Origin of the sequence: Paraburkholderia panacisoli (genome assembly GCF_008369935.1) — a bacterium.
Taxonomy (GTDB): Bacteria; Pseudomonadota; Gammaproteobacteria; order Burkholderiales; family Burkholderiaceae; genus Paraburkholderia; species Paraburkholderia panacisoli.
On record NZ_VTUZ01000036.1, the window covers coordinates 1 to 18113 of the forward strand.

The window sequence follows — 18113 nt, forward strand, 5'->3', positions numbered from 1 at the left end:
GCTTCGCCTGCCCTTGACCCCCGCTACGGCGCTTCTTTACGGAGCCGCCCGATGGGACCTGGCCAATGATTCGTGAGACAGGTCGTGAAAGGCCTTGACAACTTCCTGCTCATAGAAGGGGGCCGTACCGCAGTAATGCGGTACGGCTACCCGACCAGGATCATCGAAACATCAAGTCCGGAACGAACGTAATGCTCGGCTTCAAACGGTTCAGGAGTGCCGCGATCACGATTTCAGGCATCGAGATGATGCATCGAATTCGCAAGGGTCAGTTCGACCTCTGTGCTCTCGGGCTCAAGGATACCGCTGCGCTCTACGTCTGGAATGCCGTCATGCTCAATAAATAAGGCATCCGTATTTATTACAGACATTTCGGCCCCGCCGGATATTTGCACAGGAGCCCTGCCGCGAACCTCCCTTGTCGCTCGAAGACGCAGCCGATCACTGGAATCATCGTGTGGTTACTATTCGCACTCCGATTGGTAATCGGTGCCATCTCCAGGCAACCAGGTGTCCGAAATACGGGTCTTACGTTGAATGGCGGACGTTCCCGGAAATAGTACGCAAAAGGCAGATTGAAAAAAAATTTACCGAATTGAAGGAGCCCGTTTGGCCGCGTTAGCGGAGTATGCGAGACATACTTCAACTTATGGCGTTCGCATATGAACCATCTACAAGCGATGCGGGTCTTTACGCGGGTTGTCGAGCTCGGGAGCTTTACGATGGCCGCGAGGCACGCCGGAATATCCGGCGCCGCTGTGACCCGTTGCGTCAGCATGCTTGAGGCGCACATGAACACGCGCCTGCTTAACCGCAACACCCGCAGCCTGTCATTGACTGAAATTGGCAAAGACTATTTTAAAGGTTGCCGTTCCCTTATCGAGCAACTCGAAGAGCTCGAATCCTCTGTTTTACAGGCGAGTCGCGAAGTGAGGGGCACGCTGCGCGTCGCCGCGCCAACGGGCTTCGTTGCGTCCGGGCTCGCGGGGCTGCTCGCAGGCTATCGGGCAGTGCATCCTCGCGTCGACTTCGACGTCACGACGTTCGACACGCGCATTGACTTCGTGGAAGGCGGATTCGACGTCTGCTTCTCCGAAGATCTGCGGTCCGCAAGCTCGACGCTCGTCAGCCGCAACCTTACCGTCGTTGAGGAAATCGTCGTCGCCTCGCCGACTTACCTCGGCCGTTGCGGGACCCCCGCAGATCCGCCCGCACTCGCCAGACACTGTCTGTTGGCGACGACGGACGGCGCGACACGCGCATGGGAGTTCGCCGTCGCCAGCGGCGTATGTCGAGTCGGCTTGGGCAGCGGCATGACCGCGACGAGCGGCCTACTCGTGCGCGAGGCGGCACTCAATCACATGGGCATCGCGCTGCTGCCGGCCTCGCTCGTCACGGAGGATATCCGGTCTGGGGCGTTGGTGAGGCTCCTGCAGAGATTCGAGGTCAAAGGTGGGCCGCGCCACTTTTCGCTGCTCTATTCGGGTCGCTCCAACCTCCCGCGCAAGGTCCGCACATTCATCGACTACACGGTCGCTCACTATCGAACGCCCGAAAACGCCGTTTCCCTGCGCGCTGTCGCGTAACCGTCAACGAAGTCCGCGCCTGGTGCTCGACTGCGCCGGCGTACACATGAGAGAGAACCTCTACCGATGTTAAAGCTAGTCAGGCTGGCGCTCGTCCGGCCCTACACCTTCATCGTGCTGGCGATATTAATTCTGATCGCCGGCCCGCTTTCGGCGCTGAAAACGCCGACGGATATCTTTCCCGACATCCGGATCCCCGTCATCGCCGTCGTCTGGAGCTACACCGGGCTGCCGCCCGGCGATATGGCTGGCCGCATCGTTACCTACTACGAGCGGCAGCTAGGCACGACCGTCAACGATGTCGAGCACATCGAGTCCCAGTCGTTCGATGGCTACGGGGTCGTCAAGATCTTTTTTCAACCGACCGTCGACATCCGCACCGCAACGGCGCAGGTCACCTCGATCTCGCAGACGGTGTTGAAGCAGATGCCACCCGGCACAACGCCGCCCCTGATTCTCAACTACAACGCTTCCACGGTAGCCGTGCTGCAACTCGCTCTGACGAGCGACACGCTCGACGAGCAAAAACTGGCGGACTACGCGACGAACTTCATCCGGCCGCAGCTTTTGAGCGTACCCGGCGTGGCGATTCCGACGCCCTACGGCGGCAAAACGCGCGAGGTGCAGATCGATCTCGATCCGCAAGCGCTGCAGTCCAAAGGCCTCTCCGCGCAGGACGTCGCCAACGCGCTCGCCCAGCAGAATCAGATCATTCCCGCCGGGACGCAGAAGATCGGTTCGTTCGAATACGACATCAAGCTCAACGACAGCCCCTTGTCGATAGACGAACTCAATTCGCTGCCGATCAAGTCGGTCAACGGAACGACGATCTACATCCGCGATGTCGGGCATGTGTGGGACGGCAATCCGCCGCAGACGAACGTCGTGCGTCTCGACGGTCACCGCGCGGTGCTGATCAGCGTCATGAAGAACGGCTCGGCTTCGACGCTCGACATCATCGCGGGCGTGAAGGCAAAGCTGCCGCGCATCGAAGCGACCCTTCCGCCAGGCTTGCGGATCGTGACCATGGGAGATCAGTCGACCTTCGTGAAAGGGGCCATCCGCGGCGTCGCGCGCGAAGGCATTATCGCGGCGGCCCTGACCTCGCTGATGATCCTACTCTTTCTCGGAAGTTGGCGCTCGACGGTCATCATCGCCTCGTCGATCCCACTCGCCGTGCTGGCAGCAATCGCGGAGCTGTCGGCGATCGGCGAGACGCTCAACGTGATGACGCTCGGTGGACTTGCGCTCGCAGTGGGCATTCTCGTCGATGATGCCACCGTGACAATCGAAAACATCAACTGGCACCTCGAACAAGGCAAGGACGTGCGAACGGCGACCCTCGACGGCGGCGCACAAATCGTCACGCCAGCCCTCGTTTCGCTGCTTTGCATCTGCATTGTCTTCGTGCCGATGTTCTTCCTGAGCGGAATTTCGCGGTTCCTGTTTGTGCCGATGGCCGAATCGGTCATCTTCGCGATGATCTCATCCTTCGTTCTGTCCCGGACCTTCGTGCCGATGATGGCGCAGTACCTGTTGCGTCCACACGTATCGGGTGCTCACACGTCGGGCGAGCCTGCGGCGGGGATAACTCCGCATGGAGGCCACCCGGGCGCGGTCCCTTCGCGCAATCCGCTCCTACGTTTTCAGCGCGGTTTCGAAGCACGGTTCGAGCGGCTCCGCTCTGTCTATCACATCGCACTGGGCCTTGCGCTGGCGCGTCCGCAGCGCCTTGTCGCCGGGTTCCTCGTGGCCGTCGCGGTAACGCTCCTGCTCGTGCCGTGGCTCGGCCGTAATTTCTTCCCCGACATCGACGCAGGCGAAATCCTGATTCATGTCCGCGCGCCGCTCGGTACCCGCGTCGAGGACACGGCCGCCCTGTTCGACCGCGTTGAAAATGCGGTGCGTGCGACGATTCCGCCGCGTCAACTCGCAAGCATTGTCGATAACATCGGGTTGCCTGTAAGCGGCATCAACCTGACTTATGACAACACCGGGACGACCGGCGCGCAGGACGGCGACATCATGATCTCCTTGAATGAAGATCATGAACCGACGGCCGACTATGTGCGCCGCCTCCGCGAGACGCTGCCGCGCGCGTTTCCAGGCACGACGTTCGCGTTCCTGCCGGCCGATATCGTGAGCCAGATTCTCAATTTCGGTGCGCCGGCGCCGATCGACGTTCAGGTGTCAGGCGTCAACGAGGCTGCAAACGCGCGCTACGCGCAGGAGTTGCTGCAACGGATGACATATGTGCCCGGCCTTGCCGACGCGCGACTCCAGCAAGCGTCGAGCGTCCCGTCCTTTACGATCAACGTCGATCGCACGCGCGCCGACGAGGTCGGCGTCACGGAGCGGGACGTCACGAACTCGGTGGTGGCGGTGCTTTCGGGTACGAGCCAGGTTCAGCCGACCTACTGGCTCGATCATCGCAACGGCGTGTCGTATGCGATTGTCGCCCAGACGCCGCAATACCAGATGACCTCACTCTCCGACCTCGAGAATCTGCAGGTGACAGGACCGAATGGAGCGCCTCAGCTTCTCGGCGGCATTGCAACGATCGACCGCGGCGTCGAGCCCAATGTCGTCTCGCACTACAACATCGAACCCGACCTCGACATCTTCGCCACCCCGCAGGGGCGCGACCTCGGCGCCGTCGCGGGCGACATCCAGAAGATCATCCGTGCGAGCGCGAAGGATTTGCCGAAGGGTTCGATCGTCACCGTGCGCGGCCAGGTGCCGACCATGAACACGGCATTCACCGGTCTGTTGCTCGGTCTCGTCGGCGCCATCGTGCTGATCTATCTGCTCATTGTCGTCAACTTCCATTCCTGGAGCGACGCGCTCGTGATCGTTTGCGCACTGCCAGCGGCACTTGCCGGGATCATATGGATGCTGTTTGCGACGCATACGCCGTTGTCTGTCCCCGCGCTCACGGGGGCGATCCTCTGCATGGGCGTCGCCACGGCCAACAGTATTCTGGTCGTGAGCTTTGCGCGCGAGCGGCTGGCCGCCACGGGCGACGCGCTCGTCGCCGCGCTCGAAGCCGGATTCACGCGCTTTCGCCCCGTGCTGATGACAGCGCTTGCCATGATCATTGGTATGGGACCAATGGCGCTCGGCCTCGGTGATGGCGGCCAGCAAAACGCGCCGCTCGGCCGTGCCGTGATCGGGGGCCTGATTTGCGCGACCTTTGCGACCCTCGTCTTCGTGCCTGTCGTCTTCAGCCTGGTGCATCGCCGCGGTGCGGCAACACCTTCGGCATCCCTTTCGGAATCAGGAGTTATTCATGTCCAGTGAAATCGACATCGCCCCCAACAAGCGCTTGCCGCATCTGAGACTCGTCGGCCTCGCCGTGCTTGTCGTCGCGGCCGGCATCGCGGCAAGCGGCATCGTCAGCCGCCTGCATGCACACACGCAACTCGCGCAATGGTCCGCCGAGCAGGCGGTGCCGACGGTCGTAGCCGCGTCGCCGTCGCAATCGGCCGAGACACAGGCGCTCGTTCTACCAGGACATCTTGCGGCCCTCGTCAATGCACCGATCTACGCGCGCGTATCGGGCTACCTGCATGCGTGGTATTCCGATATCGGCACGCATGTCAAAGCGGGGCAACTGCTCGGCCTGATCGATACGCCTGATCTCGACCAGCAACTGGAGCAGGCCAAAGCCGACCTGCAAAACTCGATCGCCAACGAGAGACTGGCCACCGTGACCGCTGGCCGCTGGCAAAAAATGGATCAGGAAGGCTCGGTTTCGCAGCAGGTCACCGATGAGAAAACGAGCGACCTTTCGGCGAAGCAGGCCCTCGTCGCCGCCAACGAAGCGAACGTCAAGCGCCTCGAGGCACTCGAATCGTTCAAGCGCATTGTTGCGCCGTTCGACGGCGTCGTGACGGCGCGCACGACCGACATCGGCGATCTCATCGACGCGGGCGGGGGCAATCGGCCGGAGCTCTTCGCCGTGTCCGACGAGGATCGTCTGCGCGTCTACGTGAACGTGCCGCAGAGCTATGCGTCCGAGATCAAGCCCGGCCTGACCGCGACGCTGACGGTCCCCGAGCGCCCGGGCATGACGTTCAATGCAACGCTTGACAACACCGATGATTCGATCACACAGTCCTCGGGCACGCTGCTCGTGCAATTGATGGTCGACAACAGCTCGGGCTTGCTGATTCCCGGCGATTACACCAAGGTGACGCTCACGCTCCCCGCGCATTCTCATTCGATGCTGATTCCGGCGAGCGCGCTCATCTTCCGCCAGCAAGGCCTGCAAGTGGCCGTGGTCGACCAGGACGGCCGCGCCGAGCTCAAAACCGTGTCGGTGAAGACCGACCTGGGCACGCAAGTCGAGATCGACTCCGGACTCAGTCCCACCGATCGCGTCATCGCGAATCCCCCCGACTCGCTCGCCTCTGGCGACTCGGTCCGCATTGCCTCGCCGAGCCCGACGCCCATGCACGAGCCGGTGGCGGCGGATCACTATCAGACCGGGCCCGCCCATGGATAAGCGCAGGATCATGACCACCGTCGCCGGCGCATTGCTCGCCGGCTGTTCGTTCGCCCCCACTTACCACGTACCGTCGACGACGATATCGGCGGCCTACAAGGAAGCCGGCAGTTGGCAGGTTGCGCAGCCTTCCGATCGCATCGAGCGCGACTCATGGTGGAAGGTTTATCACGACCCCGAGCTCGACCGGCTGGAACCCCTCGTGGCCACGGCCAATCCCGACGTGCAGGCCGCCGTCGCCCGCCATGACGAAGCGATTGCGTATGAGCATCAAGCAGAGTCGAGTCTCTATCCGACGCTCGGCGCCGACGCTCAGGTGACCAGAAACCGGCAATCAGAGCGACGTCCCCTTCGTTTCGGGGCTGTCATGCCTTCCAGTTACGACGCCAACCTCGCAGAGCTCGCGTTCGACTACGACCTCGACCTGTGGGGTAAGGTCCGCAATGAAGTTGCCGCAAGCAAGGCGCAAAGCGAGGCCGCTGCGGACGATCTCGGCTCGTTGCGCCTCAGCCTGCAGGCAAATCTCGCTGAAGCGTACTGGCGGTTGCGTGGCCTCGATGAGCAGGCTCAGGTGCTCGCCGATACGATAGACACCTATCGGCGCGCATTGCGGTTGACTGTGAGCCGCCGCGCCGGCGGCATCTCCTCCGACCTCGACGTTTCGCGCGCGCAGACTCAGCTTGCCGCGGCAAAAGCGCAGGCCGAGGATGTAAAAGCACAACGCGCGCTAGAGGAACACGCGATCGCCGCACTGACGGGCACGTCCGCGTCCACGTTCGCGTTGAACCCAAGCGACGCGTTGTCGTACCTCCCCTCTGTTCCGGCCGGCATGCCGGGGACGCTGCTCGAACGGCGGCCCGATGTCGCGGCGGCCGAACGTCGGGTGGCAGCTGCTAATGCACAGATCGGTGTCGCACGTGCTGCCTATTTCCCTGACATCTCGCTCGGAATCGCGGGCGGCTTCGAGAGCGACAAGTTCTCGCCGTGGTTCGCAGCGCCGGAGGAAATGTGGTCGCTCGGGCCGACCTTGGCGCAGACGCTCTTCGACGGGGGACTGCGTCGCGCGAAAACGGCCGAAGCGCGTGCGCAATTGGCGCAGTACAGCGCGAATTATCGGTCGACGGTGATCAAGGCCATCCAGCAAGTCGAAGACAACCTCGCGCTCGAGCATCATCTTGGCGACGAGGCAATGCGCGAAGACGAAGCGCTCGACGCATCCAAGCACACGTTGGATCTATCGATGTCGCAGTACCGCGATGGTGTGGTCAGCTATCTCGACGTCGTCACGGCTCAGACCACCGAACTGCAAACACAGTTGGTCACGGTATCGCTTCAAACTCGACGCTTGCTTGCAACTGTTGGCCTGATCGAAGCGCTTGGCGGCGGGTGGAATGCGCCGAGCCGCGTCGTGAACATGTCCCCGTAGAAACGCCCGTTGTATGCAGGCACGGATACCGCGTTCTACTGCCACGGAAGTTTCGCCGATCCGTGTTGCAGCTTCAGTAAATTATCTTTTACCGTGTTATCGCAGCTCCGATACCTTGGTTTGCGCATACTTATAAACAGCCGATAGAGAACGTTACTCAGTCGTGCATATTTATATTGCTATTTTACTTGTTGTGAGGTTAATTGATATGAAACGCCTATTTTTTTCTTTCGCCCTCGTTGCCAGCTCGACCTGCATTTCGGCCTTCGCGCAGACGCCATCCTCTGCACAGACTGCAAACGGCAGCCCGCAAATCGCGTCGAGCAACGCCGACCAATGGGTTGGTCCGCATGGCTAGGCGCCCGTAGAGAAGACGCGCGCTCAGGTCTATAACGAGCTGGTCCAAGCGGAGCGTGACGGCCAGCTGGCCACTCTCAACTCGACCGTCTACGCGCATCCGTAAGGTATCTAAATTCCATGAAACAACGTAATTGGCTAAAACGCGTTGCGATTTACGCCGCGACAGCAGTTTCAACTGGCTTGCTGCTCGCGGCGTGTGCAACGCCTGGCACAGAGTCGACGGCCGGATGTGTCGGCCCGCCGGGCTACTGCGTCCCGTACTTTGGCAGTTGAGCCGTCGCGGCGCGTTCCCGGACTTGGCTTCACCCAATCCTCAAAGGGAGGCATCGAATTGAATGGGCTTGCGAACAGCGCGTCATCGCCGAGGCCGCTGGATGGGCTTCTCGTTGTTTCCATCGAACAGGCACTGGCAGCGCCGCTTTGCACCGGTCGGCTTGCGGAGACGGACGCGAGGGTCACCAAGATTGAGCTGAGCGGGCGGCTCGACTTCGTACGCGGCGCCTATGCCTCGCGTGGCGGTAAGTCGTTCATCGCCTTTCACTCGACGACTGCGGCTGTAAAGGTTTTTGAGATCGATGGTGTGGCCGATCTCAAGGGCCTGTCGTCGGCCGAACGTTGCAAGGCGTTGATCCGGATAGTTCATCCCACCTTCCGGGATCAACTGACATTGCAGGCTCGCGAACTGCGTCTCTTATGAAAGTGTGATCATGGCGAAAACAATTGCGGATTATCTTGCGCAAACCCTCGCGGCAGCCGGGGTGACCGGGATCTGGGGCGCACCGGTGACAGTCTGAATGGGCTCTCCGACAGTCTGCGTCGACCCGGCAGCATTCGGTGGATGCATACGCGCCACGAAGAGGTCGCGGCCTTTGCGGCCGGTTCCGAAGCGGCCGAGACCGGAAAGCTGGCGGTATGCGCCGGCAGTTGCGGCCCGGGCAAGCTTCATCTGATCAACGGGCTCTTTGACTGTCATCGCAACCACGTGCCTGTGCTCGCGATTGCCGCGCAGATTCCGTCGGCAGTGATTGGCCTTGGCTACCTCCAGGAAACGCATCCGCAAGAGCTGTTCAAGGAGTGCAGCCATTTCGTCGAACTAGTGACGAACGCCTCGACGTTCCCTCGCGTCCTCGAGCGGGCAATGCGCACTGCGATCGAGGAGCGGGGCGTCGCTGTGATCGTTTTGCCTGGCGATGTCGCTTTGGCTGAGGCACGGGTGCAAGAGCCGACGTGGTTCGATATCGCTCGGCCCATCGTGAGGCCGGCCCGATGCGGATATCGACCGCCTCGCGGCGCTGCTCAACGAGTCGGATGCGGTGACGCCGCTTTGCGGCAGCGGTTGTAAAAGCACACAAGACGAATTGCTGGCGCTTTCCGACGCACTCGCGGCGCCGGTCGTGCATGTATTGCGGGGCAAGCAGCATGTCGAGTACGACAACCCGAACTGCGTGGGCATGACAGGACTGATTGGATTCAGCTCCGGCTATCACGCGATGCGGTCTTGCGACACCCTGCTTATGCTGGGCACGGACTTCCCTTACCGGAACTTCTACCCGACACAGGCACGGATTGCGCAGATCGACCGGCGCGCGAGCGGGCGTGGCAGACGCGCACCGATCGAGCTCGGCCTCGTTGGCGATGTCCGATCGACGCTGACGGCGCTGCTACCGCGCATTCAGCGCAAAACCCGGCGCCAGTTCCTCGAACGCGCGTTGGCGCATTACGCGTCCGCGCGCCGGCGGCTCGATGAGCTCGCGACACCATCTCCGGCAGGTTGGCCGATCCATCCGCAGTACCTCACAAGGCTGATCAACGAACTCGCGGATCGTAACGCCATTTTTACGGCCGACGTGGGCACGCCGACACTATGGGCGGCGCGCTATCTCACCATGAACGGCAAACGCCGGTTGCACGGGTCGTTCAATCACGGCTCGATGGCCAATGCGTTGCCTCAGGCACTGCGCGCCCAGGCAGCGCATCCGGATCGTCAGGTCATTCCGCTTTCGGGCGACGGTGGTCTTTCGATGCTGCTCGGTGATCTGCTTTCGGCGGGGCAGCTCGAGTTTCGCGTGAAAGTCGTTGTATACAACAACAGTTCGCTGGGATTCGTGGCGATGGAAATGAAGGCGAGCGGTTACCTGCACAACGGCAGCACTGACCTCCAGGCAACCGATTTCGCGGCGATCGCCGAGGGCGCGGGCATACGCGGCACTCGTGTTACCGAGTCCGAGGCATTACCCGGGGCGATCGAAAGATTCCTCGCTCATCCGGGCCCAGCTGTGCTCGACGTCGTGACAAACCGGCACGCACTGGCGCTGCCGCCTAAGGTTGAATGGGCACATGCGAAAGGCTTCAGTCTCGATTTGTTGCGTGCGGTGCTGAATGGGCGCAGCGACGAGTGCTCGAGCTCACGCAGACCAACCTGCTCAGGTCGTGCAAGCCAGCGACGGTTGAGTAAAACGGGTAGCCACCCTGCTCGTGGTCAGCTGATAGCCATAGCGTTTGATGGTTTCGATGTGCACCCTCGGCAGACGAAGTTCGACCTTTTGGCGCAATCGCGCAACGGCGAGATTGACGTTCGAAGGCTCGACATATTCCGCATCCGGCCACGCATAACGAATCAACTGATCGCGCGGGACGGGCGAATTGAAGTGGCGAATCAAGCACTCGAGAAGCAGACATTCACGTCGAGTCACCGCGACACGCTCTTCGCCCGCAATGAGCACATGTGAGAGCAGATCCAGCCTGAGTCCATGCTGTGCGACCTGCGACTTCACGAGTTGCGCTTTCCCTGAACGATGTAGTGCATGCAGCCGCTCGTGCAACTCGATGAACGACAATGGCAGGCAGAAGCAGGCCGCCGCTCCGGCGTGAAGAATGCGAACGCGCTCGGCCGGCGCCGATTGACCGAGTATGGTGACGACGGCCGCTGGGCCAGCCGCGGTCGCCAAGGCGCTCAGTCCAGTGATCAGTGCGCCGTGACTCTGGGGATCGAGTGCCGTGGCAACGACGGCGTCGAACACTTCCTGCGCCGCCAGCAGGATGCCGTCTGGCAAGTCCTCGGCACGCTGCAGGCTATGCACGCTTTCCTCAAGCGCATTGAAGAGCCACGCTGAATGGGAATGCTGACAGGGAATGAACAATATGCGCATAAGAGGGGCAAATTCCGAAAATGTCCGAGTCTCCTCTTTGTCACGCCAGCGTTTTCGGCCAACAGTCGATTGTCACCCGTGTACCGGGTTCTGCATCGGTAATCCGCATCGAAAAGTCGTGGACGCGGAGGACTGCGGAAACGATGCTCAGGCCCAGCCCCGAGCCGACGAACTGACTCGCGTTCTTTGCCCGGTAGAAAGGCTGAAGCACAGCCTCGCGCTCATTCTCGGGGATGCCGGGCCCGTTATCGACCACCTCGATCCGCGCCCCGTTAGGCACGCTCGTGAGCGCGATGCGGATCGCGCCGCCCGGAGTGGTGAACTTGACGGCATTGCTCACGACGTTCGTGAGCATCTCGAAGAGCAGCGCGCGGTCACCCCGTATTGGCTCAACCAGCGTCACCTCAATTGACAGTGCCGTCGAGCCATCGTCCGCGAGCGGCTCGTACAGTTCACCCACCTCCCGGACAAGCTCTTCGAGCCGGACTTCGCTGAATCCGCCCTGCCGTTTCATCGACCCGATCTCCGAAATGCGAAGCATGGCGCGGAACCGCTCGAGCAGCGCGTCCGTCTCCCGCCGCGCCTGAATGACAAGGGTTGCCAGCAGTTCATCATCCGAGCGGCCTGCATGTTCCTCGATGCGTGTGAGCAGCGCGCACACGTGGGTGAGCGGCGTCCGCAAGTCGTGAGCGATACCGTCGCATGCTCTTTTAACCTCGTTCATCAAACGCTCAACTTCCCCCAGCATGTGATTGACGAGATGCGCGAGCATGTCCACCTCGTCGCGCCCGCCAATCGGCAGGCGCTGGGCAAGATCGCCTTGCGAAATGTGTCGAGTCACACGGCGGATCTGTGCAACGCGGCGCATCTGACGCACGCTCAATCCGAGCGCCCCCGCCAGGCCCGCGCCAAGACAGAGCAGCCCGCCGGCGATGAGTGCGTTGATGATCGTATTGCGGATCTTCAACTCCTGGCTAATATCCCGCGCGACCACGAGGATACTGCCGTCCGCGCGCCGCTCCCCCTTCACGCGCACCACAGGGGGATGCTCCGCTCCGGCAACCTTGAGTGACCGGCGAATGGTCATCGAACTGCCGTCGCCCGGCAACTGCGGCGGGAGCGCCATCACGTCGCCTGCGAGATAACGGTGGTCCGGCGTAAAGAGACCGTAGTAGTTGGTGTGCATGCGCTCGCGTTCGACCCGCATGCGCACGACCGCGCTCAAGTCGCTGTCCGCCGCGGAGTCGAAATAGACCAATTGCCAGTACATGATGGCGTCCGTCTCGCGCTCCATGTTGCCTGTGACGGCCCAGCCGATCAGTCCGAGCAACACCATGACCGACAGCGAAAAGATAGCCGCATGGAGAAGCAGCAACCGGACGGACGTCGAGTGCCAGTGTCGCGCAAACGCGAGGGATTGCGTGAGCGAAGTGGGCGTTCTCAATTCGCGCTCAGGACGAAGCCAACACCGCGAACAGTCTGAATCAACGTTGTCGTGTCGGGCGGATCGATCTTTTTGCGCAGGCGTCCGATATGAACATCTATGAGCTTCGAACCGGGATCGAAGTGGTACCCCCATACCGCCTCGAACAACATCGTGCGCGTGATCGTCCTGCCCGCATGCCGCATCATGAACTCCAGCACGCGGTACTCTGTCTGCAACAGCGCAATTTCCTGGTTGCCGCGCCTCACCTTGCGGGCGATGAGGTCGAGCTCGAGAGCGCCAACGCGCAGCGTCGTCTCCGTCTGACCTGCTAGCGCCTGCTGGCGACGCAGCAGCACCTCCAGACGAGCCGCCATTTCGGCCAGGTCGAACGGCTTCGTCAGGTAATCATCGCCACCCGCGCGCAGGCCGCGAATGCGTTCATCAACGTCGCCTAGCGCGCTGAGCATCAGCACAGGTGTGTGCACGCCGACGCTGCGCATGGCAGTCACAATGGTGAGCCCGTCCACGCCGGGCAGCATGCGGTCGAGCGTGATGATGTCGTACTCATCGCTCATCGCCCGCGCAATTCCTTCGCGTCCGTTGTTGACCCAATCGACGCTGAAACCGCGTTTCCGCAACTCCACTGCGATGTCGCTCGCGGTAGTTTCATCGTCTTCGATCGTGAGCACTCTTGACATGCCGCTCTTCCTTAGCCAGCGAATTTCGCCGGTACAATTATCCAGGACATCGAATCTGCCCACACCCTCGTGCGCCCTTAATCAGAGGCGACTGCGCAGTCCCGCTCAGTCTTGCCTGGATCATGGGGAGTCACACGTCGAGCGGCACGTGTCTTTCATGTGCGCCGCAATGGCGGCTGCCGTGAGCGCACACAGCAGCCCAATGGCGCTGCCGACTGCCACGTTCAGCAGGCGTTCGCCTCCAAAAATCCACGGCTTTCCCGCTAATACAAATGCGATTGCCGCACAAGCGCACCGGACGCCGAATGCGAGCGTGTACGGTCGAATGCAGATGAGCGTCAGCATTGCGGCGAACACAACGAGCACACGCATAAACAACGCATGAGGGATCATCAACCCGACGACCACCCCGAAGCAGACGCCGACAACGGCCCCGGTGAGCCGGTTGCGAAACTTCTGCCGGGCGCTTGCCGCATTTCCGGTAACGACGCTGGCGGCCGACCAGATCATCCACTGACCATGATCGACGTGTCGCCATTCGACAAGTGCGGAAGCGCAAGCGACCGCGAGTGCGACGGTGATCACCAGCTCGATATATGCATTACACTCGCTGTTTGGGGCGAGGCGAGTCCACTTTGCGAAATGCGCAAGAGTCGGCCGGCCGGTTTCACGCGAGCGAAAGTGCTCGACTGACGCAACGAGCAGGATCGGCAACGCCGCTATCAACAAGAACGGCAGAAGCTCGACGCTCCGGGTGGTAAGCGCCTGCCGCGTGACCCCTTCCCCACTCTCGCAGGCAAGATACAGCGACGGAATGAACGTGAAGTTGCCGAGCGAGCGCAAGGCACTGCCGCCCGCGGTTACCAGTACGGATCCCATGCCCATCAGGACCGTGGCTACGACAAAGAGCAGCGGGTGCGCGAGCGACGCCATCAGGATCACGAACCCCGCGCTGATGGCCAAAGCGTGCGCGAAGACGGCGAGCGGTGCAAGCTGCGAGTGGTCGAGCGCGATGAGCATCGCGACCGGCACGATTGCTGCGGTGAACCACTCGGATCTGCCTGACACGAGTGCAAGCAAGAGCAGCGGGACGAGCGCAAACATGGCGCGACCCAACGCCCGCCGGTCGAACACGGTTTCGACGCTGCGAAGGAGCGACCAAGCTCCGGTGTGACGTTCGCTGCTCATCGTCGCTCTCCGACCACGCTGTGCTTGTCCATCAGTCTCATCAGCCTGCGAGCGCCTCGAGTACGTCGCCGGATTGCCTCACGAAACCGAGCCTCGGGAAGACGAAATTCAGCGACGCATGGTGATGCTCGGGCGCCGAGCAGCTCATTGCGTCCTCCACGAGCACCAGCGAGTACCCGTGCTCGTGTGCGGCGCGGGCCGTCGACTCGACGCCGATGTTCGTCGAAATCCCGCCAAGCACAATGGTTTCGATGCCGCGACGCCGCAATTGCAGGTCGAGTTCCGTGCCGTAAAAAGCGCTCCATTGGCGCTTCGTGATCTTGATGTCGCGCTCCTTCACCGCCAGTTCGGCCGGGAAGTCCCACCAGTTCGAGGGCAGTCCGTCAGTGGGAAGCGCCATGGGCTGATCGACGGGCTGCTTCAATGCATCGCCGAAGTCGGCGCTCCAGCCCACCCGCACCAGGACGACCGGCGCGTCCACTTCCCGGAAGCGTTTCGCGAGTGTTGCCGCGGTAGCCACCACGGCAACACCTGGGCGGGGTGCTTTCCCGAATCCGAGAATGCCCTGCTGAAGATCGATCAGAACGAGAGCGGTAGTCTTAGGGTCAAGTTTTTGCAACATAAAGGTCTTCCGTTGAAAGCGGCGAGCCGCTGGTGTATTGTGAGGGGGTGCTCACAAATAGTATATGAGGATAATCTCACAAAAGTCAACGCCGAATTCGGGCGAAGCGAAGGCGCCATGCCCGCGGTCATGCGCGGGTGGCGTCGTTACTGGAAGCCGCAAGCGCGGAATTCGCCGAAAAAGGGTACAAAGCAACGACGATGACAGCGATCGCCGCGCGCGCGGAGTCGTCGATCGGTTCGCTCTACCAGTTCTTTCCGACGAACGAGCAGGTTGCAGGTACGCTGATCGAGCAATACCTGACCGAGCTTGAAGCAGCGTTCGGCCGGCTGAGCGAGGAGGTGCCGTTGCTTGAGGTATCGGTCGTTGCGGGCCGGCTGACGACGTTTTTCGTGGCGTTTCGCACGACGCACCCCGCTTTCGTGGTGCTGGCCGACGCGCATGATGTCGTGCTGCCCGGCGCCACCAGCGTGCGCGAAAGACTGTGCAAGGGAATCGCATCCGTAGTGGCCGCCCTCGCGCCGCGACTGTCCGTGAAAGAGGCTTTGTTTCGGGCCGTAGTCGTCCAGCATCTGATGAAAGCAGCCGTCACGGCTGAGCCACGATACGAGCGTCGCTGATCAGCATGCGGCGATGCTGGATTTCCAGCGCGTGGTAGAGCACTACCTTGAGGACGTGATGGAAGCCACGCGTGGTGGACGAACCGGCGCAGCGCAACGAGGCGCAACACCCAAGGAGCGTTCCGCTTCGGGCAAAGGCGTCGGTCCGAAGAGCAAGGGCAAGCCCCGCGTCTCGGCGTGAATGCTGTTGCTGCCCCGCGCCTCATCCCGTCGCCGCGCAACGAACACGTCCGCCGGCGTGCATCTGGACGCTTTCGCAACGGCACTGTCATGCATGGACGATCTCACCCGCGGAGATCGGATCGTCTTCAACAGTCAATACGCGCAGCAGGGACATGGGCTCGCTCCTTTGACTTTCCCCGTGATTGTCAAAGCTGCGTGGTAGCGCGGCAATCATTGTTTGGCGAACCCAGCCTCAATCTCACACGAAACTGGTTTGCGCCCGACGTTTTCGGATCCTCCAGCATTAAAAAATTCTTAACTTCGCCGTACCGTTGGCGTTACCCCCACCTCTTTAAGCTCCTTCTTACCGGAACACGCATGGCTCACCGCCACAGCGCCCGGATCGTCCAACCTCGATAGCAGAAGGAGTTGTCATGAAAGTCATCAAGATCGCCGCTTTGCTCGGCATGGTCGTCACCACCTCGGCCTTCGCCCAGGCCAACACCACGGCTGCCGATACTTCCGCTTCGGTCACCGCGTCACAAACCGGCGCGTGGGTGCCGCCGCAAGGCGAAGCCAACGTGCCCAAGACGCGCGCGCAGGTCTATGCCGAACTCGTCCAGGCCGAGAAGGACGGCCAACTCGACTACCTCAACAGCACGATTTACCGGAATCCGTGAGTGCGTTCCAAGGTGGTCCGATTGACGGCGCAGGCACCTGGTGCCACCGTGCACATGGCGTCTGCCCGGCATCGGCCCATCGAGCGAAGCGGTACACGCTTCCTCATGCCTGAGATCCGAATTCAGGCCGTGGGAGGAATATGAAGTTCGTCTACTACGGGATGTTCGCACTCGCCCTGATGTCGACCGCATCCGTCCTCTATGCAAACGAGCTCGAAGACGCGAGCTACAGCCTCTCTTCGTGGCTCACGAAGATCGAGAGGAAGGTGTCTGCTGGCACGCAAACGATCCCGACGCTAGCGACGGCGCGCGACGTCACGAAACAGGCAATGCTGCGTCGCTTCGAGCCGTCTAACGTGACGCCTTAGTGGTGAGTAGCCCCGGGGAGTTTCACCCCGAGGCTCTCGCAGAACCGGACGTGAGGCTCGCGCCCTCATCCGGCTCCCGTTACCCAACCTCGCGCCGTGCGATACGCCATTGAACGAACAGTCGCGGAGCTCGGTCCATCATCTTGCCGAGCCATCGCACACTACGCTGCTTTCGCCGCCGTAGTGTCTTGTATTTGCGTCTGGCCCACTCCAAGCTTCTGGTCTATATCGGAGTTCGTGGCGACGCCAACCCCTTCGACCCGACCTGGGAACGCTACTTCGAAGACCGTTACGGTTTGAAAATGGTGAACACCCTGTCGGGCCGAGGACAACTGATCCGCCTCTGGTTGGACCAGGAACGGGCTTGCGTCGTATCTCAGCAGCGGATCACAGCGGTGACGGGATGGCACGTTCATCACATCGTGCGTCGTGTGGACGGCGGATCGAATGCGCGGGCCAATCTCGTCATGGTCCATGTCGTCTGCCACCAAAAAATCCATAGCCGTGGTCTAACAGTAACGAAACCGGCTCCCAACTGAGGGCTTTGAACGGCTTGAGCCGTGTGCATTAAAAGGTGCATGCACGGTTCTGAGGGGGCCGCTATGCAGCAATGCATGGCGGCTACCCGACAAGGACAGATGAAGTGTGCTCGCGGAACCCACCCGTCCGCCGCCGTTCAATTCTACGAACTGGTAACATAAGCACTACTTCGCATATCGATCAACTTTCCTCCGCAAGCCTTACTGCGACAAAACCACCAATATCACACAACAGTCTTCTCCAGACATCGGTCTTAATTTTAAGCGTTTGCCCACCTAGACTGTAGCTACTGATTACGAACAGGGCTGTTCGTAGATGGACAAAACGAAGTCTGGAGGTAGTAACCCATGAAGTCCCTTATTCAAGCCGTTGTCGTCGCCGCCGCCCTTGCTGCTCCGGTAGCTGCATTCGCCCAAGCGAACCAAGGCCTCACGCGCGCGCAGGTGCGTGCTGAACTGGTCAAAGTGGAAAAGGCTGGCTACAACCCGGCGCGCGGGGAAGATCCGTATTACCCGGCCGATATTCAGGCTGCTGAGGGCCGCGTGGCGGCACAAAATGCGAAAGCCCCAGCGGTACAGGCTTCCGTAGCTGACACCAGTGGCGCGGGTGGAATGGTCAGTGGTTCGTCGGCATCGGGCGCCCCCGCAGCGGTCCGACCTGCAGCCAATGACGGCATGAAGCCGCTTTACTTCGGTCATTAAACCGCGCCCCGTTGGCGATTCGCTGGCGATCCACCGGTCGCCCGGCTTCGCTCTCTGAGCGCGCGGCATCTCGGCGCGCG

Annotated in this window: 17 protein-coding genes and 3 pseudogenes; 15 read left to right on the top strand and 5 right to left on the bottom strand. The window is 61.4% G+C overall.

Translation table 11 applies throughout. The features are described from left to right. Nucleotides 1-122 precede the first annotated feature (122 nt). From FVF58_RS36580 to poxB, 8 genes and pseudogenes are all read left to right on the top strand, one after another. Nucleotides 123-347, top strand: a pseudogene (locus tag FVF58_RS36580) (DDE-type integrase/transposase/recombinase); the annotation flags it as partial. A gap of 333 nt (nt 348-680) precedes the next feature. Then, the gene (locus FVF58_RS36585) at nt 681-1586 is read left to right on the top strand and encodes a LysR family transcriptional regulator (protein WP_425469001.1); all 906 of its coding nucleotides are present in this window, start codon (nt 681-683) and stop codon (nt 1584-1586) included. A 66-nt stretch (nt 1587-1652) separates the two neighbouring features. Continuing rightward, on the top strand, nt 1653-4886 hold the full coding sequence (locus FVF58_RS36590) for an efflux RND transporter permease subunit (RefSeq protein ID WP_149674594.1): 3234 nt from the start codon (nt 1653-1655) through the stop codon (nt 4884-4886). Continuing rightward, complete coding sequence (locus FVF58_RS36595; RefSeq protein WP_149674595.1) at nt 4876-6093, top strand: efflux RND transporter periplasmic adaptor subunit; 1218 nt, start codon at nt 4876-4878, stop codon at nt 6091-6093. The genes FVF58_RS36590 and FVF58_RS36595 overlap by 11 nt, the downstream gene beginning before the upstream one ends. Beyond that, nucleotides 6086-7519 (top strand): efflux transporter outer membrane subunit, encoded by a 1434-nt coding sequence (locus FVF58_RS36600; RefSeq protein ID WP_149674596.1) that lies wholly within the window; start codon nt 6086-6088, stop codon nt 7517-7519. The genes FVF58_RS36595 and FVF58_RS36600 overlap by 8 nt, the downstream gene beginning before the upstream one ends. Nucleotides 7520-7898: 379 nt before the next feature. After that, nucleotides 7899-7982 (top strand): annotated as a pseudogene (locus FVF58_RS54510) (DUF4148 domain-containing protein); the annotation flags it as partial. A gap of 126 nt (nt 7983-8108) precedes the next feature. After that, on the top strand, nt 8109-8576 hold the full coding sequence (locus tag FVF58_RS36610; protein WP_342802427.1) for an acetyl-CoA hydrolase/transferase C-terminal domain-containing protein: 468 nt from the start codon (nt 8109-8111) through the stop codon (nt 8574-8576). A 10-nt stretch (nt 8577-8586) separates the two neighbouring features. Next, nucleotides 8587-10334: pseudogene (gene poxB, locus FVF58_RS36615) on the top strand (ubiquinone-dependent pyruvate dehydrogenase). On the opposite strand, the gene FVF58_RS53285 reads toward poxB, so the two are convergent. Beyond that, the gene (locus FVF58_RS53285) at nt 10303-10653 is read right to left on the bottom strand and encodes a winged helix-turn-helix domain-containing protein (protein ID WP_246217339.1); all 351 of its coding nucleotides are present in this window, start codon (nt 10651-10653) and stop codon (nt 10303-10305) included. The pseudogene poxB and the gene FVF58_RS53285 sit on opposite strands and share 32 nt — an antisense overlap. A 30-nt stretch (nt 10654-10683) precedes the next feature. On the opposite strand from FVF58_RS53285, the gene FVF58_RS53290 reads away from it, so the two are divergent. After that, nucleotides 10684-10992 carry a hypothetical protein gene (locus FVF58_RS53290; RefSeq protein WP_246217340.1) on the top strand — a complete coding sequence of 103 codons (309 nt, stop codon included), beginning with the start codon at nt 10684-10686 and terminating at the stop codon, nt 10990-10992. 76 nt (nt 10993-11068) lie between these two features. Here the strand turns inward: FVF58_RS53290 and FVF58_RS36625 are convergent, their stop codons facing one another. From FVF58_RS36625 to FVF58_RS36640, 4 genes are all read right to left on the bottom strand, one after another. Continuing rightward, complete coding sequence (locus FVF58_RS36625; protein WP_425469002.1) at nt 11069-12400, bottom strand: sensor histidine kinase; 1332 nt, start codon at nt 12398-12400, stop codon at nt 11069-11071. 68 nt (nt 12401-12468) lie between these two features. Then, on the bottom strand, nt 12469-13152 hold the full coding sequence (locus FVF58_RS36630; RefSeq protein ID WP_149674671.1) for a response regulator transcription factor: 684 nt from the start codon (nt 13150-13152) through the stop codon (nt 12469-12471). Between the two features lie 120 nt (nt 13153-13272). After that, nucleotides 13273-14340, bottom strand: a complete 1068-nt coding sequence (locus FVF58_RS36635) for an FUSC family protein (RefSeq protein ID WP_149674598.1) — start codon at nt 14338-14340, stop codon at nt 13273-13275. Between the two features lie 40 nt (nt 14341-14380). After that, nucleotides 14381-14962, bottom strand: a complete 582-nt coding sequence (locus FVF58_RS36640; RefSeq protein ID WP_149674599.1) for a hydrolase — start codon at nt 14960-14962, stop codon at nt 14381-14383. A gap of 137 nt (nt 14963-15099) precedes the next feature. On the opposite strand from FVF58_RS36640, the gene FVF58_RS36645 reads away from it, so the two are divergent. From FVF58_RS36645 to FVF58_RS36665, 6 genes are all read left to right on the top strand, one after another. Continuing rightward, nucleotides 15100-15582: a TetR/AcrR family transcriptional regulator gene (locus tag FVF58_RS36645; protein ID WP_223191193.1), complete on the top strand. Its 483-nt coding sequence runs from the start codon at nt 15100-15102 to the stop codon at nt 15580-15582. Between the two features lie 13 nt (nt 15583-15595). Beyond that, nucleotides 15596-15763 carry a hypothetical protein gene (locus FVF58_RS51770; RefSeq protein ID WP_188131037.1) on the top strand — a complete coding sequence of 56 codons (168 nt, stop codon included), beginning with the start codon at nt 15596-15598 and terminating at the stop codon, nt 15761-15763. Between the two features lie 415 nt (nt 15764-16178). Then, complete coding sequence (locus FVF58_RS36650) at nt 16179-16424, top strand: DUF4148 domain-containing protein (RefSeq protein WP_149674601.1); 246 nt, start codon at nt 16179-16181, stop codon at nt 16422-16424. Nucleotides 16425-16564: 140 nt separating this feature from the next. Beyond that, on the top strand, nt 16565-16792 hold the full coding sequence (locus FVF58_RS36655; protein ID WP_149674602.1) for a hypothetical protein: 228 nt from the start codon (nt 16565-16567) through the stop codon (nt 16790-16792). A gap of 188 nt (nt 16793-16980) precedes the next feature. Continuing rightward, nucleotides 16981-17331, top strand: a complete 351-nt coding sequence (locus FVF58_RS36660; RefSeq protein ID WP_223191194.1) for an HNH endonuclease signature motif containing protein — start codon at nt 16981-16983, stop codon at nt 17329-17331. Between the two features lie 348 nt (nt 17332-17679). Then, nucleotides 17680-18033 carry a DUF4148 domain-containing protein gene (locus tag FVF58_RS36665; protein WP_149674603.1) on the top strand — a complete coding sequence of 118 codons (354 nt, stop codon included), beginning with the start codon at nt 17680-17682 and terminating at the stop codon, nt 18031-18033. The last annotated feature ends 80 nt before the right edge of the window (nt 18034-18113 follow it).

Coding starts and splice junctions, on each gene's coding strand:
- FVF58_RS36595 (WP_149674595.1), top strand. CDS start 4,876: ATGTCCAGTGAAATCGACATCGCCCCCAACAAGCGCTTGCCGCATCTG.
- FVF58_RS53290 (WP_246217340.1), top strand. CDS start 10,684: ATGCAGCCGCTCGTGCAACTCGATGAACGACAATGGCAGGCAGAAGCA.
- FVF58_RS36650 (WP_149674601.1), top strand. CDS start 16,179: ATGAAAGTCATCAAGATCGCCGCTTTGCTCGGCATGGTCGTCACCACC.
- FVF58_RS36635 (WP_149674598.1), bottom strand. CDS start 14,340: ATGAGCAGCGAACGTCACACCGGAGCTTGGTCGCTCCTTCGCAGCGTC.
- FVF58_RS36630 (WP_149674671.1), bottom strand. CDS start 13,152: ATGTCAAGAGTGCTCACGATCGAAGACGATGAAACTACCGCGAGCGAC.
- FVF58_RS36665 (WP_149674603.1), top strand. CDS start 17,680: ATGAAGTCCCTTATTCAAGCCGTTGTCGTCGCCGCCGCCCTTGCTGCT.
- FVF58_RS36590 (WP_149674594.1), top strand. CDS start 1,653: ATGTTAAAGCTAGTCAGGCTGGCGCTCGTCCGGCCCTACACCTTCATC.
- FVF58_RS36640 (WP_149674599.1), bottom strand. CDS start 14,962: ATGTTGCAAAAACTTGACCCTAAGACTACCGCTCTCGTTCTGATCGAT.
- FVF58_RS36600 (WP_149674596.1), top strand. CDS start 6,086: ATGGATAAGCGCAGGATCATGACCACCGTCGCCGGCGCATTGCTCGCC.
- FVF58_RS36655 (WP_149674602.1), top strand. CDS start 16,565: ATGAAGTTCGTCTACTACGGGATGTTCGCACTCGCCCTGATGTCGACC.
- FVF58_RS36585 (WP_425469001.1), top strand. CDS start 681: ATGCGGGTCTTTACGCGGGTTGTCGAGCTCGGGAGCTTTACGATGGCC.
- FVF58_RS51770 (WP_188131037.1), top strand. CDS start 15,596: ATGCTGGATTTCCAGCGCGTGGTAGAGCACTACCTTGAGGACGTGATG.